At 64.2% G+C, this 13246-nt stretch carries 12 protein-coding genes, 1 tRNA gene and 1 pseudogene; 5 read left to right on the top strand and 9 right to left on the bottom strand.

The genetic code is table 11. The annotated features are described in order from the left end of the window. Window positions 1-251: 251 nt before the first annotated feature. A pseudogene (locus tag DBV14_RS14360) lies at window positions 252-410 on the bottom strand (DNA/RNA helicase domain-containing protein); the annotation flags it as partial. A gap of 340 nt (window positions 411-750) precedes the next feature. Here DBV14_RS14360 and DBV14_RS14355 point away from each other — a divergent pair. Next, window positions 751-1617 (top strand): HNH endonuclease signature motif containing protein, encoded by an 867-nt coding sequence (locus tag DBV14_RS14355; protein WP_124459846.1) that lies wholly within the window; start codon window positions 751-753, stop codon window positions 1615-1617. Between the two features lie 57 nt (window positions 1618-1674). Here DBV14_RS14355 and DBV14_RS14350 read toward each other — a convergent pair. The 8 genes from DBV14_RS14350 to DBV14_RS14315 all read right to left on the bottom strand — a co-directional run bounded on the left by DBV14_RS14350 (window position 1675) and on the right by DBV14_RS14315 (window position 10070). Continuing rightward, window positions 1675-1750, bottom strand: a tRNA-Thr gene (locus DBV14_RS14350). A 25-nt stretch (window positions 1751-1775) separates the two neighbouring features. Then, the gene (locus DBV14_RS14345) at window positions 1776-2789 is read right to left on the bottom strand and encodes a class 1 fructose-bisphosphatase (RefSeq protein WP_124459845.1); all 1014 of its coding nucleotides are present in this window, start codon (window positions 2787-2789) and stop codon (window positions 1776-1778) included. Window positions 2790-2879: 90 nt separating this feature from the next. Continuing rightward, on the bottom strand, window positions 2880-3815 hold the full coding sequence (locus tag DBV14_RS14340) for a hypothetical protein (RefSeq protein WP_124459844.1): 936 nt from the start codon (window positions 3813-3815) through the stop codon (window positions 2880-2882). Beyond that, window positions 3781-6474, bottom strand: coding sequence for an aminopeptidase N (pepN, locus tag DBV14_RS14335; RefSeq protein WP_124459843.1), 2694 nt, complete (start codon window positions 6472-6474; stop codon window positions 3781-3783). The genes DBV14_RS14340 and pepN overlap by 35 nt, the downstream gene beginning before the upstream one ends. After that, window positions 6461-7156, bottom strand: coding sequence for an HAD family phosphatase (locus tag DBV14_RS14330; RefSeq protein WP_124459842.1), 696 nt, complete (start codon window positions 7154-7156; stop codon window positions 6461-6463). The genes pepN and DBV14_RS14330 overlap by 14 nt, the downstream gene beginning before the upstream one ends. A 5-nt stretch (window positions 7157-7161) precedes the next feature. Then, window positions 7162-8266 (bottom strand): peptide chain release factor 2 gene (gene prfB, locus DBV14_RS14325; protein ID WP_124459841.1). Its coding sequence is split into 2 segments (ribosomal slippage): window positions 7162-8184 and window positions 8186-8266, totalling 1104 coding nucleotides; the frame shifts between segments, so codons are not numbered across the junction. Between the two features lie 81 nt (window positions 8267-8347). Next, window positions 8348-9124 carry an SIMPL domain-containing protein gene (locus tag DBV14_RS14320; RefSeq protein ID WP_124459840.1) on the bottom strand — a complete coding sequence of 259 codons (777 nt, stop codon included), beginning with the start codon at window positions 9122-9124 and terminating at the stop codon, window positions 8348-8350. A gap of 130 nt (window positions 9125-9254) precedes the next feature. Next, window positions 9255-10070 carry a MetQ/NlpA family ABC transporter substrate-binding protein gene (locus DBV14_RS14315; protein ID WP_124459839.1) on the bottom strand — a complete coding sequence of 272 codons (816 nt, stop codon included), beginning with the start codon at window positions 10068-10070 and terminating at the stop codon, window positions 9255-9257. A gap of 236 nt (window positions 10071-10306) precedes the next feature. On the opposite strand from DBV14_RS14315, the gene DBV14_RS14310 reads away from it, so the two are divergent. From DBV14_RS14310 to DBV14_RS14295, 4 genes are read left to right on the top strand one after another with little or no spacing between them, the layout of a single operon-like run. Continuing rightward, window positions 10307-11182, top strand: a complete 876-nt coding sequence (locus tag DBV14_RS14310) for a methionine ABC transporter ATP-binding protein (RefSeq protein ID WP_124459838.1) — start codon at window positions 10307-10309, stop codon at window positions 11180-11182. Further along, window positions 11175-11837, top strand: coding sequence for a methionine ABC transporter permease (locus tag DBV14_RS14305; RefSeq protein ID WP_124459837.1), 663 nt, complete (start codon window positions 11175-11177; stop codon window positions 11835-11837). The genes DBV14_RS14310 and DBV14_RS14305 overlap by 8 nt, the downstream gene beginning before the upstream one ends. Window positions 11838-11893: 56 nt before the next feature. Beyond that, window positions 11894-12715 carry a MetQ/NlpA family ABC transporter substrate-binding protein gene (locus DBV14_RS14300; RefSeq protein ID WP_124459836.1) on the top strand — a complete coding sequence of 274 codons (822 nt, stop codon included), beginning with the start codon at window positions 11894-11896 and terminating at the stop codon, window positions 12713-12715. 60 nt (window positions 12716-12775) lie between these two features. Then, entirely contained in the window at window positions 12776-13132 is a 357-nt protein-coding gene (locus tag DBV14_RS14295; protein ID WP_124459835.1) for a hypothetical protein, read from the top strand. The last annotated feature ends 114 nt before the right edge of the window (window positions 13133-13246 follow it).

Genomic DNA, 13246 nt, shown 5'->3' with positions numbered 1-13246 from the left:
AGGACGCGTCAGACATTCTTGAGAACAAGTTGTCCCAACTGCAATCTCTGCTGAGTTGCTGCTATGGGGACTGCAGCGAATGGTTCGACTCTATTGGGGGCAGGCATCGCGACAACATCATGTGGATTGCTGCAGACCTAGCGGCCGACGCAGCTCTGCTTTCGCAGGTACTGCTGAAGCGAGTCGAAGCGGAGAGTCGACCGAAAGCTTGAAGGCATCGGTCGGTGGATGTTCTTGCCGACCGGCAGTTCTCAGGGGTGGAGCGCAGTGAGCGCATCGGGCGACAGCCGCACGCGGAAGTAATGTGTGGTTTCTTCGTCGCTGCAGTAGACGTAGCACCCCTTCATACCGCGCGTCATCAACGTGCGGTAGGTGTTCTTGATGCTCAGGTCTGCCTCCGCAGCGGCCTTTGGGAGATGCCGCGACTCCGATCACGAAACAAGTGTATCTAGCGGGGCCTTCGCCATTTCACAATTGCGAAGCGAATTTGCTGTCGAGCGGCGGGCTCTCCTCATCGACAGGGCCGGTGTCTCGGTGGGACGAAGTGGCGCTAAGGCCGTTCGTACGAGAAACGATGGTTAGCTGGGCGTGAGCCGTTGAAGTTAAAGTGTGTCACCAATCGTTAACTGGAACGGGTGATGTACGGCAATTTCGGTGCAAGTCGTGGGGCGCGGCCTTGGTGTGATCTCTTCGAAATCACAAGCCTGATGCTCAACAGAGAGCCGCCAATCGATTTCTCGGCGGATTGAAATGGCGAGCAAACGAACTTCTCCCTCGTTCTCGCTCGCTGCGGGGCTTCCGTCTTTCGCCGTAGGGCGTATCTATCGTCGGTGGCCGGATCTCAATATTCCGTTTGGTGGCGGGCGACAAGGCGGCATTTCAGACTCTGCGAAGGCGCCAGTGACGTTCTTGTTCACAGGCGAAAGTGGCGAGCGCTATGGCTACGCAGATCGATTCGATGATGAAGGCACCTTCTTTTTTTCTGGCGAAGGCCAGAAGGGCGACATGACGTTTGTTCGCGGCAACCTAGCCGTTCGAGACCACTCGCGCAGGGGGAAGGCGCTGCATTTGTTCCGCACTGTCGGCAAAGGCAAGGGCCAAAAGTATTTGGGTGAGTTCGTCTATCAAGAGCACGACTGGGTCCGTGCACCTGATATTGATGGGTCGCTGCGGGACGCAATCATTTTTCGACTTGTGCCGGTCGCCCGTTTGGAGCAGGTGGAGCTTGCTGCTGCGGAAGGTCTCGCTGAAGGGATGACGTTGCAGGAGTCAAGGACTCGGGCGATCGCCGCCTCCAAAGTTGATGGCTCAGAGGGCAGCAAGAGAGAAAACCGCACGGTCTATGAGCGCAGCGGCGCTGTGCGCGACTATGTGCTTCAGCGTGCTGCGGGGAAATGCGAGCTATGCGAGCAGCCGGCACCGTTTCGCCGTAATGGCGGCGTGCCTTACCTAGAGCCGCATCACACCACACGCGTGTCTGACGGGGGCCCGGATCATCCGCAGTTTGTGGCTGCACTTTGTCCTGCTTGCCATCGGGAGGTCCACTATGGCGAGCACGCTCAGACAAAGAATTTGACGCTGGTAGAAAGGCTGCGCGCCATCGAGACCGCGGCTTAGCGTCTAAGGCAGAAAGCAAAAAGCCCCGCTATCGAAAAAATAGCGGGGCTTTTGATTTGGTGCCGGAGAGATGAATCGAACACCCGACCTTCTCATTACGAATGAGCTGCTCTACCGACTGAGCTACACCGGCGAAGCCTCAGATTATAGCCAAGAAATCAAGGCTTCCCGGCGTGGTACTGGGTCAAACGCTCAACTTCGTTACGTGAACCCAACATCACGCTCACGCGCTCGTGCAGCTTGGTGGGCTTCAGGTCCAGGATGCGCTGCTTGCCGTTCGTAGCCGCGCCGCCGGCCTGCTCGACGAGCCAGCTCATCGGGTTGGCCTCGTACATCAGGCGCAGCTTGCCGGCCTTTTCGGGCTCGCGCTTGTCCCACGGGTACATGAACACGCCGCCGCGCATCAAGATGCGGTGCACGTCCGCCACCATGCTGGCAATCCAGCGCATGTTGAAGTCCTTGCCGCGCGGGCCTTCCTTGCCGGCCAGGCACTCGTCGATGTAGCGCTTCACGGGCTCGTCCCAGTGGCGCATGTTGCTCATGTTGATGGCAAATTCCTTGGTGTCGGCCGGAATCTGGATGTCTTCCTGCGTCAGCACAAAGCTGCCTTGCTCGCGGTCGAGCGTGAACATGGCCACGCCATTGCCCACGGTCAGCACCAGGGTGGTCTGCGGGCCGTAGATGCAGTAGCCGGCTGCCACCTGCTGGGTGCCGGGTTGCAGAAAGTCGCCTTCCTGCACGCCGGGGTGGTCGTCGGGCTTCTTCAGCACGCTGAAGATGGTGCCGATGCTGACGTTCACGTCGATGTTGCTGCTGCCGTCGAGCGGGTCGAACATCAAGAGGTATTCGCCCTGGGGGTAGCGGTTGGGCACCACGTGGATGGTTTCCATTTCCTCGCTGGCCATGGCCGCGAGGTGGCCGCCCCATTCGTTGGCCTCAATCAGCACTTCGTTGGCGATGATGTCCAGCTTCTTCTGGATCTCGCCCTGCACGTTCTCGCTCTCGGCGGTGCCGAGCACGCCGCCCAGCGCGCCCTTGTTGACGGCCTGGCTGATGCTCTTGCAGGCACGGGCGACCACTTCGAGCAGCAGGCGCAGCTGGCCGGGAATAAGGCCGTCGGCGCGCTGTTGTTCGACGAGGTAGCGGGTGAGGGAAATCTTTTGCTGTGCCATAGGTTTCTGCTTCCTGTATGGGGTTCGGTTCGTTTCGTTTGATTCTTGATGAGGTGTCGCGGGCGGTCGGGGCTGGCTTGCTGCCAAGCGTCAGTCGGCGTTGTTCTCGTCTTCAGGCCAGGGTGCGCCGAGGTCGTAGGCAATGCGCATCGCGATGTCTGCTGTCGCCCTGGTCAGCCCGGCCTGCAGCAGCTTGCCCTGGTCTGCCAGCCAGAGCGCGCGGCGGGTGCTGCGCTGGGTATTGGCGTCCTTGCCGCGCAGCTCCTGCTTGAGCGAAGGGCCGACAAGGTCCGACAGGCTGACGGTGGAGCGGTACGCATACTCGTGCCACAGGGTGCGCTTGTCGGGGGAGCCGATGCGCACGTTGGCGCGCACGACGGCTTCGTCTTCGTCGTCGGAAACGTTGGCCCAGCCTTCGACGACGGTCTGCGCGCTGTCGGGGTTGAGCGGGCTGCCCCTGAACATGCTGGTGGCGGGTTCACGGTAGGTGGCGGCCTTGTAGTTGGGGCTGGTGCTCAATGCCTTTTCGAGGCGCGGGCTGAGCTGGGGTGCCAGTTCGTAGTTGCCCATCACCGCGAGGTAAAGGGCCGAGCGCGACTGGATTTCCTGTTGCAGCGAGGCCTGGTAGCTCTGGTTGGCCGCACCGGTGGCGCCGCCGAGGGCGATGGCGCCGACGATGCCCACGCCGGGAATCGCCGAGAGGCCCGCACCGATGATGCGCGAGCGTTTGAAGCTGGCGTCGGGGTCGCTTTCTACCTCGATGCCGATGCTGGGCACGACCACCTGCACGGTCGAGCCGGGCAGGGTGGCCAGTTGCGATTTCTTGATCCACGGCTGGCGCGAGCTGCTGCCGCCGGGGCCACCCGCGCAGCCGGCGAGCGCCACGCAGAGCAGCAACGCGGCCGCCGCCAGCGCCGGCCGGAAGGGCAGGCGCGGCAGCAGCAGTGGCTGCTGCCGCTGCATCAGCGCGGGCCGCTCCAGATGCCCTCGCTCAGTTGCCAGCGAGTGCACGCGTGACCACCTCATGCGTGTCCTTGCTCAGGTCGGGCTTGGCGGCCACGCGGGCAATGGCTTCGCGCGCGGCGCTGCGGTACGGCTCGGCCAGCTTGCTCCAGCGGTCGAGCGCGCGCGCAAGGCGTGCGGCCACTTGCGGGTTGATGGCGTCGAGCTCGATCACGCGGTCGCTCCAGAACACATAGCCAGCCGCGTCGGGGCGGTGGAAGGCGCCGGGGTTGGCGCTGCAGTAGCTGAAGATCACGCTGCGCGCGCGGTTCGGGTTCTTGAGCGAGAAGTCCGGGTGCTTCATCAGCTGCTTGACCAGCGGCAGGATGTCGCCGCCGCGGTCGCTGGCGCCGGCCTGCAGCGAGAACCACTTGTCGATGACCAGTGCTTCGTCCTTGAAGATGGCGTGGAAGCGCGCCAGGGCCTGAGCCGCGAGGGTGTGGCCCGACGACACCAGCGCGTTGAGCGCGTTGAAGCGGTCGGTCATGTTGCCCGCGTCTTTGAAACGCTGCAGCGTCTTGCCGGGCCACACGGTGTCGCCCGAAGCGCGCGCCGCCAGGCACAGAAAGTTGAGCGCCATGCCGGCCAGCGCGCGGCGGCCCGACGAGGTCGGGTCGGGGCTGTAGGCACCGGTGTCGTGGTTCTCTTCGTAGGCCTGTTGCCAGTCGGCAAAGAGGGCGGTGGCAAGCTGGGCGCGCATGGTCTCGCGCACCAGGTGCACGCGCTGCGGGTCGACGACGTCGAGCTGTTCGGCAATGTAGGTTTCCGACGGCAGCGTGAGCACCAGTTCCTTGAAGGCGGCGTCGAGCTGCGGGTTGCGCAGCACGCTGCGCATGGCGTCGATGTAGGCGTCGTTCAGCACCGGGGTGGTGTCGGTGGCCAGGGCGGCAATGGCTTGCAGCGCGGCGCGCAGGCCCAGGCGCTGGCCGGCTTCCCAGCGGTTGAACGGGTCGGGGTCGTTGGCCAGCAGCGTGAGCAAATGGGCGTCGGTGTACTCGAAGTCCAGGATCACCGGCGCGCTGAAGCCACGCAGGATGGAAGGCACGGGCTCGGCGTCGAGGCCCACAAAGGTGAGCTGCTCGCCGGCGCGCGAGAGCACCACGGTGCGCGTGCCGCGCGTGACTTCGTTTTCGCCTTCGAGCTGGATCGGCAGTTCGCGCCCATTGGCATCGAGCAGGCCGATGTTCAGCGGAATGACGAAGGGCTCCTTGCCCGGCTGGCCCGGCGTGGGCGGGCAGCTTTGCACCACGCTCAGGGTGTAGCTGCGGTTCTGCGCGTCGTACACGCCGTGGGCCGCAAGGCGGGGCGTGCCGGCCTGGCTGTACCAGCGCTTGAACTGGGGCAGCAGGCGGGCCAGTTCCGAATCGGGGTTGGCGTCGGCAATGGCCTGTGCAAAGTCGTCGCAGGTCACGGCCTGGCCGTCGTGGCGTTCGAAGTAAAGGGTCATGCCCTTCTCGAAGCCCTTGCGGCCGACCAGCGTCTGCATCATGCGCACGACCTCGGCACCCTTTTCATAAATGGTGACGGTGTAGAAGTTGCTGATCTCGATGTAGCTGTCGGGCCGCACGGGGTGGGCCATGGGGCCGGCGTCTTCGGGGAACTGTGCGGTGCGCAGCACGCGCACGTCTTCGATCCGCTTCACGGCGCGGGCCGAAGCATCGGCGCACAGGTCCTGGCTGAATTCCTGGTCGCGGAAGACGGTGAGGCCTTCTTTCAGCGACAGCTGGAACCAGTCGCGGCAGGTCACGCGGTCGCCGCTCCAGTTGTGAAAGTACTCGTGGCCGACCACGCTTTCGATGTTGCTGTAGTCGGCGTCGGTGGCGGTGGCCTGGTTGGCCAGAACGTACTTCGTGTTGAAGATGTTCAGGCCCTTGTTTTCCATGGCGCCCATGTTGAAGTCGCTGGTGGCGACGATCATGAAGCGGTCCAGGTCGAGCGGCAGGCCGAAGCGGGCCTCGTCCCACAGCACCGAGTTGATGAGCGAGTTCATCGCGTGCTCGGTCTTGTCGAGGTCGCCGGCGCGCACGTACACCTGCAGCAGATGCTCCTTGCCGTTGCGCGCGGTAATGCGCTGCTCGCGTGCCACCAGCTTGCCGGCCACCAGGGCGAACAGGTAGCTGGGTTTCTTGAAGGGGTCGACCCACTTGGCGAAGTGGCGGCCCTCGGGCAGGTCGCCCTGCTCGACGAGGTTGCCGTTCGACAGCAGCACCGGGTAGGCGGCCTTGGCGGCGCGCAGCGTGACGGTGTACATCGCCATCACGTCGGGGCGGTCCAGGAAGTAGGTGATGCGGCGAAAGCCCTCGGCCTCGCACTGCGTGAAGAAGGTGTCTTCGCTCACGAACAGGCCCATCAGCTTGGTGTTCTTGATGGGGCAGCAGGTGGTGAAGAGCTCCAGCTCGAAGGCGTCGGGCAGGCCGTCGATGACGAGCTGGTCGCCTTCCATGCGGAACGACGCGCCCTGGCCGTTGACGAGCACGCGCGCCAGGTTCAGTTCGTCGCCGTGCAGGCGCAGCGGCTCCGCCGGCACCTCGGGGTTGCGGCGCATCTGCATGCGGTTGAGCACGCGGGTCTTGGCGGGGTCCAGGTCGAAGGTGAGGTCGACGGTGTCGATCCAGTAGGCCGGAGCGGCATAGTCTTCGCGGCGAATGGCAATTGGTTGCCCTTGAGCGTCACGCATCAGCATCGAGTGTCTCCAGAAAATTCGAATGGGCGAGTTCGTTGTAGTCGCGAACCGCGGCAATCACGTGGGGGCCGGCAAGCTCGGCGGCGGTATGGGTGCTGCACACGGCCACGGCGCGCATGCCGCCACGGCGGGCGGCTTCGATGCCGAAGGGCGCGTCTTCGAACACGATGCAGCGTTCGGGCGCAATGCCGATGCGGCGCGCGGCTTCCAGAAAAATGGCGGGCGTGGGCTTGCCCGTGAAGCCTTCGTCGCCGCCGACGATGGCCAGCGGCAGCGGGTCCATCTTCAGGCGCGACATCGCGAATTCGATGTTGTGCTTGTCGCCCGCCGTGCCCACCGCCACCTTCAGGCCGCGTGCGACGGCGGCCTTGGCGAAGGCGGTGAAGCCCGCCACCTCGGTGAAGTTGTCATGAAAGAGCTCGCGGTAGATCTCTTCCTTCTCGTGAACCATGGCCTGGCATTCGGCATCGGAGAGCTCGCGCTCGAACAGCTCGCGCATGCTCTCGGTGCCGGTGCGGCCCGTGGTGCGCGCAAGGATCTCGCTCACGTCGAGCTTCACGCCGTGGCGCTCCGCGAACGTCACCCACGAGCGCGCATGCCAGGGCATGGAGTCGATCATGGTGCCGTCCATGTCGAAGATCAGGGCTTCGACCTTGCCGTTCTGCAGGCTTTTCAGGCTCATTGGGTTTACACGCCTTGCTTCAGGGAAGCTTCGATGAACACGTCGAGGTCGCCGTCCAGCACCTTCTGGGTGGCCGAGACTTCGACGTTGGTGCGCAGGTCCTTGATGCGGCTGTTGTCCAGCACGTAGCTGCGGATCTGGTGGCCCCAGCCCACGTCGGTCTTGCTGTCTTCCAGCTTCTGCTGCTCTTCCTGGCGCTTGCGCATTTCGAAGTCGTACAGGCGCGAACGCAGGCGCTTCCACGCCACGTCGCGGTTGCTGTGCTGGCTCCGGCCGTCCTGGCACTGCACCACGATGCCGGTCGGAATGTGCGTCAGGCGCACGGCCGAGTCGGTCTTGTTGATGTGCTGGCCGCCCGCGCCGCTGGCACGGAAGGTGTCGGTGCGCACGTCGGAAGGGTTGATGTCGATCTCGATCGAATCGTCGATTTCCGGGTACACGAAGATGCTGGCAAAGCTGGTGTGGCGCCCGCCCGACGAGTCGAACGGCGACTTGCGCACCAGGCGGTGCACGCCGGTCTCGGTGCGCAGCAGGCCGAAGGCGTAGTCGCCCTCGACCTTGATGGTCGCGCCCTTGATGCCGGCGGTGTCGCCGGGCGTTTCGTCTTCGATCTGCGTCTTGAAGCCCTTGCGCTCGGCGTACTTCAGGTACTGGCGCAGCAGCATGCTGGCCCAGTCGCAGGCCTCGGTGCCGCCGGCGCCGGCCTGGATGTCGACGAAGGCGTTCAGCGGATCGGCCGGGTTGTTGAACATCCGGCGGAATTCGAGCTGCTTGATGTCGGCTTCGAGCAGGGCGGCGTCATCGGCAATGGCCTGCAGGCCGTCCATGTCGCCGTCGGCCTTCGACATTTCGAAGAGCTCGGTGTTGTCCGACAGCCCGTTGGTGAGCTTGTCGAGCGTGACGACCACGTCGTCGAGCGACTTTTTCTCTTTGCCGAGTTCCTGGGCCTTCTTGGGGTCGTTCCAGACGGTCGGGTCTTCGAGCGATGCGTTGACTGTCCTCAGTCGTTCAGCTTTGGCATCGTAGTCAAAGATACCTCCGTAAATCGACCGTACGGACGCTCAGGTCCGCGAGCATTGCGCCGATTTGGTTGATTTGTTCTGCGTCCATGGGGTGTCCTGACTGTGTAGGGTTGGTGTTCGGGGTAACCGGGCATTTTCTCACGGGCCGGCAAGGCTCCCCGAAGCGGTGTCATTCGATCAGAAAGTCGACGCTGATCGTGGCCGTGACGCTGATCTGGCCGACCGACAGGTCGCCGTCCGCGCCCTCGGCCTGGCCCCCGCCGGAAGGGGGCGACTGCACCACGTTCTGCTGCATCAGGTTCTGCCCGCCGTCCCGGTAGCGGCCGCTCCAGCCGCCCCAGTTCCAGCCGGTGTTTTCGCTGATGCGCAGGGCCTTGCCGCGCTTCACGCCCAGTTGCGAGGTCAGCGCGTCGGCCTTTTCGCGCGCGGCCACCACGGCCAGCTCGCGGGCCTTGTCGCGGTGCCTGCGCATGTCGGAGTTGCGGAATTCGATGTTCTCGACCTGGTTGACGCCCACGGCGAACAGGTCGGTCAGCAGGGGCTCGAAGCTGTCGAGCCGGGTGATCTTGATGCCGATGCTCTTGTGGGCACGATAGGCCACGGGGGTGATGCGGCTGACGTTGGTGTCGAAGTCGGGCTCGACCTGGATGTAGTTCAGCTGCACGCTTTTGTCGGGCACGCCGTGGCGCTTGATGACGGCCAGCGCCTTGGCAATGCGCTCGCTGTTGTCGCGCGTGGTGGCCTGCAGGTTCTTGTCGCGGCTCTCGACGCCGACCGTCAGGAACACCTCGTCGGGTGCCACGCGAACGGCGGCCGAGCCGGTCACGCTGATCTGGCCCTGGGCCGGGCCGGCTTCCACGAATCGCTGGGCCGAGGCTGTCGTGACGGCGCCAAGCAGCGCCAGCGCGCCCAGGCCGGCAACGAGGCCGTGTCGTCGGAAGAACATGGTGCGCACCCTCCAGGATTTGATGAAGCCCGGAAGATACCTTCAGACACACGCCGGCAGTAAAAAACCCTCTGTGCGCGGCGTGGGCGCACAGAGGGCAAGGGGGACAAACCTCGGTCTTCGACCCGGATCAGAACGCCGGAACCAGCGAGCCCTTGAACTGCGTCTCGATGAAGCTCTTCACCTCGGGCGACTGGTAGGCGGCCACGAGGCGCTTGGCCCAGGGCTTGTCCTTGTCGGCGCGGCGCACGGCGATCAGGTTGGCGTAGGGGCTCTTCGCGGACTCCTTGATCACCGCGTCCTTGTTGAGCGACAGGCCGGCTTTTTCGGCGTAGTCGTTGTTGATGGCGGCAATGGTCAGGTCGTCGAGCGAGCGTGGCAGCTGGGCGGCGTCGAGCGCCACCAGCTTCAGCTTCTTCGGGTTGCTCACCACGTCGAGCGGCGTGGCGGTGTTGTTCTTCACGGCCTCGGGCTTCAGCGTGATGAGGCCGGCGGTCTGCAGCAGCAGCAGGGCGCGGTTGCCGTTCGACGGGTCGTTCTGGATGCCCACCGATGCGCCGTCGGGCAGTTGGTCGATCGACTTGAGCTTGCGCGAGTAGAAGCCCAGCGGCGCGGTAATGGTCAGGCCCACGGGCACGAGGTCGAAGCCGCGCGCCTTGACCTGGTTGTCCAGGAAGGGCTGGTGCTGGAAGGCATTGGCGTCGAGGTCGCCCGAGGCCAGCGCCGCGTTGGGCAGCTGGTAGTCGTTGAACACCACGACCTGGATGGTCAGGCCGTCCTTGGCGGCGACCTTCTTGACCACTTCGAATACCTGCTCGGCGCTGCCGACGGAAACGCCGACCTTCAGGGTGTTCTTGTTGTCTTGCGCGAAGGCGCCGCTGCCGGCGAAGAGGGCGGCGGCCAGCGTTGCAAGGGCGAGGGTGCGGCGGCGGAAAGTGGTGTGCATGGTGGCGCGAAATCAAAAAAATGAAGGCGCGAATGTGGCATTGCCGCCGGCCTTTGGGAACGAACCAATCCTCATATCGATATGGCGCACGCGGCGAGCGTCTGGGTCGTCTTATGCGTTTTCATATATATGCAAGAGCCGATTTGTTCGTTCCCTTTCGGCTCTTTTCTTTTCATACTCGGCACCTTTTTCCGAACCTTCGCGATCCGCCTTCATGCGGGCCGCGCTTCTTTTTCATGACCCACCCTACGCCTGACACGGGCCGCGGCAACAACAGCGCGGCGCCAGTCATCCGTCTTCAATCGGTACAGAAGTCCTTTGCCTTGCCCAACGGCGAGGTGTTCGACGCCGTGCAGTCGCTGTCGCTCGACATTCACCAGGGCGACGTGTTCGGCCTGATCGGCAAGAGCGGTGCCGGCAAGTCGACGCTGTTGCGCCTCATCAACCTGCTGGAGCGGCCCGATGCGGGCAAGGTCTTCGTCGGCGGGCGCGACCTCACCACGCTCTCGCGCAGCGAGCTGCGCGACACGCGCCAGAACATCGGCATGATCTTCCAGCAGTTCAACCTGCTGCAGAACGCCACGGTGTTCGACAACGTGGCGTTCCCGCTGAAGATTCACGGCCGCCACTCCAAGGCCGAGATCAATGCGCGGGTGCGCGAATGCCTCGACCTGGTCGGCCTGGCCGAGAAGATCGACACCTACCCGGCCCAGCTGTCGGGCGGCCAGAAGCAGCGCGTGGCCATTGCGCGCGCGCTGGCGCCGCGCCCGCAGGTGCTGCTGTGCGACGAGCCCACCTCGGCGCTCGACTCCGAAACCACGCGCTCGCTGCTCGAGACGCTGCGCGATATCAACCAGAAGATCGGCGTGACCATCGTGATCGTCACGCACGAGCTGTCGGTGGTCGAGGTGCTGTGCCGCAACGTGGCCATTCTTGAAAAGGGCCGGCTGGTCGAGCAGTTCGCGGTCGATGCGCCAAGCGAAGAGCGCCAGACGGCACTGGGCCGCGAGATCGACGAACTGGTGCGCCGCCGCGAGCGCGAGGCGCGCGAACCGGTGGCGCCGCGCCAGGCTTCCGCACAGCGCAACGCGCAGGAGGTGGCCTATGTTTGAGAACATCGCGCCCATCCTTCCCGAGCTGTGGATTGCCACGGGCCAGACCTTCATGATGCTGGCTATCGGCCTGTCGGCCGCGGTGCTGATCGGCGGGCCGCTGGGCATCTTGCTGTTCCTGCTCGGCCCCGGCCAGTCGCTTGAAAACAAGCCGGCGTTCCTGGTGCTGAACTGGATCGTGAACACCGTGCGCTCGTTCCCTTTCATCATCCTGCTGGTGGCGCTGGTGCCGTTCACGCGGGTGATCGCAGGCACCTCCATCGGTCCGCTGGCGGCCGCGGTGCCGCTGTCGTTCGCGGCCATTCCCTACCTGGCGCGGTTGGTCGACCAGTGCCTGCGCGAAGTGCCGCGCGGCGTGATCGAGGCGGCGCATGCCATGGGCGCCTCGGAGCTGCAGATCGTCTGGCGCGTGCTGCTGGTCGAGGCCCGTTCGGGCCTGGTGCTGGCGCTGACGGTGCTGGCCGTGAGCTTTCTCTCGTACTCGGCCGTGGCCGGCGTGGTGGGCGGCGGCGGCATCGGCGACCTGGCCATCCGCTACGGCTACTACCGCTTCCAGACCGACGTGATGGTGCTCACCGTGGCGCTGCTCGTGGTGCTGGTGCAGATCCTGCAGTTCGTGGGCAACACCACGGCCCGCCGGCTCGACAAGCGTTGATTTTTCGTCTCTTTCTTTTTCGTTTCCCTCTCTTCATTTCTCTCTCCGCACATCCCATGAAAACCGCACTGCTGCGCCGTTCCGTTCTCGCCCTGTCCCTCGTCGCGCTGTCGTTCGGCGGCCTCTCGCTGGCACAGGCCCAGGAAGCCAAGAAGAATCTGGTGATCGGTGGCACCGCCGGCTCCAACTACGACCAGCTGAAGGTCGGCATCGTCCCCATCCTTGAAAAGAAGGGCTACAAGGTCAAGCTGGTCGAGTTCAACGACTACGTGCAGCCCAACCTGGCGCTGGCCCAGGGTTCGCTCGACGCCAATTTCTTCCAGCACCAGGTCTACCTGAAGAAGTTCTCGGCCGACCAGAAGCTCGACCTGGCTGAGCTGGTGCAGGGCCCGATCGCGCCGCTGGGCGTGTACTCGACCAAGCGCAAGACGCTGGCCGAAGTGAAAGAGGGCGACCGCGTGACGCTGCCGAACGACCCGAGCAACCTGGCCCGCGCGCTGGTGCTGCTGGAGCAGAACAAGCTGATCACCATCAAGGCCGGCATCGACCCGCTGCGCGCGTCTGAAAAAGACGTGGCCGAGAACCCGAAGAAGCTGAAGTTCATTCCGCTCGAAGCGGCGCAACTGCCGCGCTCGCTGGGCGATACCGAGTACGCCATCATCAACGGCAACTTCGCGATTTCGTCGGGCCTGAAGCTGACCGAAGCGGTGGTGCTGGAGAAGACGCCCGACTACTATCTGAATGTGGTGGCAGTGAAGACGGCCGACAAGAACACGCCGTGGGCCAAGGACATTGCCGACGCGTACCGTTCGAAGGAATTCAAGGCAGTGGTCGACGCCAAGTTCCAGGGCTACGCCAAGCCGAGCTTCCTGCAGTAAGCACAACACCACGCCAACGCACACCCCACCACACCACACCTTCAAGCCAAGGACGCACCCATGCCCGTGCTCGCCGTATTCGATGCCGAAGGAAGCTGGCGCGACACGCATGTGTGCGACGGCTGGATTACCGAGCACCTGGCGCGGCAGGGGGTGAGCTGGGGGCGTGGCAAGGCGACGAAGAAGGGGCAACGCGCGCTGGGCGGCGCGGGGTTGTTCTACTTGCCGACGGCGGAGGGCTATCTTGGCCTGCTGTTCGAAGGGGGTGAGTGGGTGGGTATTCCGGCGGACAAGCCGCACTTCTTCGATGCGGGGGAGGCGGAGTCTCTTGCGGGGCTGCCTGCTGCGTTGCCGCTGTTCGAGGCCTTTGTTGAAGAGGTACTGTCGCTGACTGGTAACGACGCTGACGACGAGTGATTCTTGCGTTGTTCATGGGCCCTCTTCGGAGGGCTTTTTTGTTTCTTCTGCGCTCGGCGTTCAGGGCGTGAACGTTCGGGGCGCTGTTGTTTTGGAGCGGGGTCATTCGTGGCG

It is taken from the genome of Variovorax sp. KBW07 (genome assembly GCF_003852515.1).
Classification (GTDB): Bacteria; Pseudomonadota; Gammaproteobacteria; order Burkholderiales; family Burkholderiaceae_C; genus Variovorax.
Note: the sequence above shows the minus strand (reverse complement) of the source record. Positions and strands in the feature narration are given on the sequence as shown.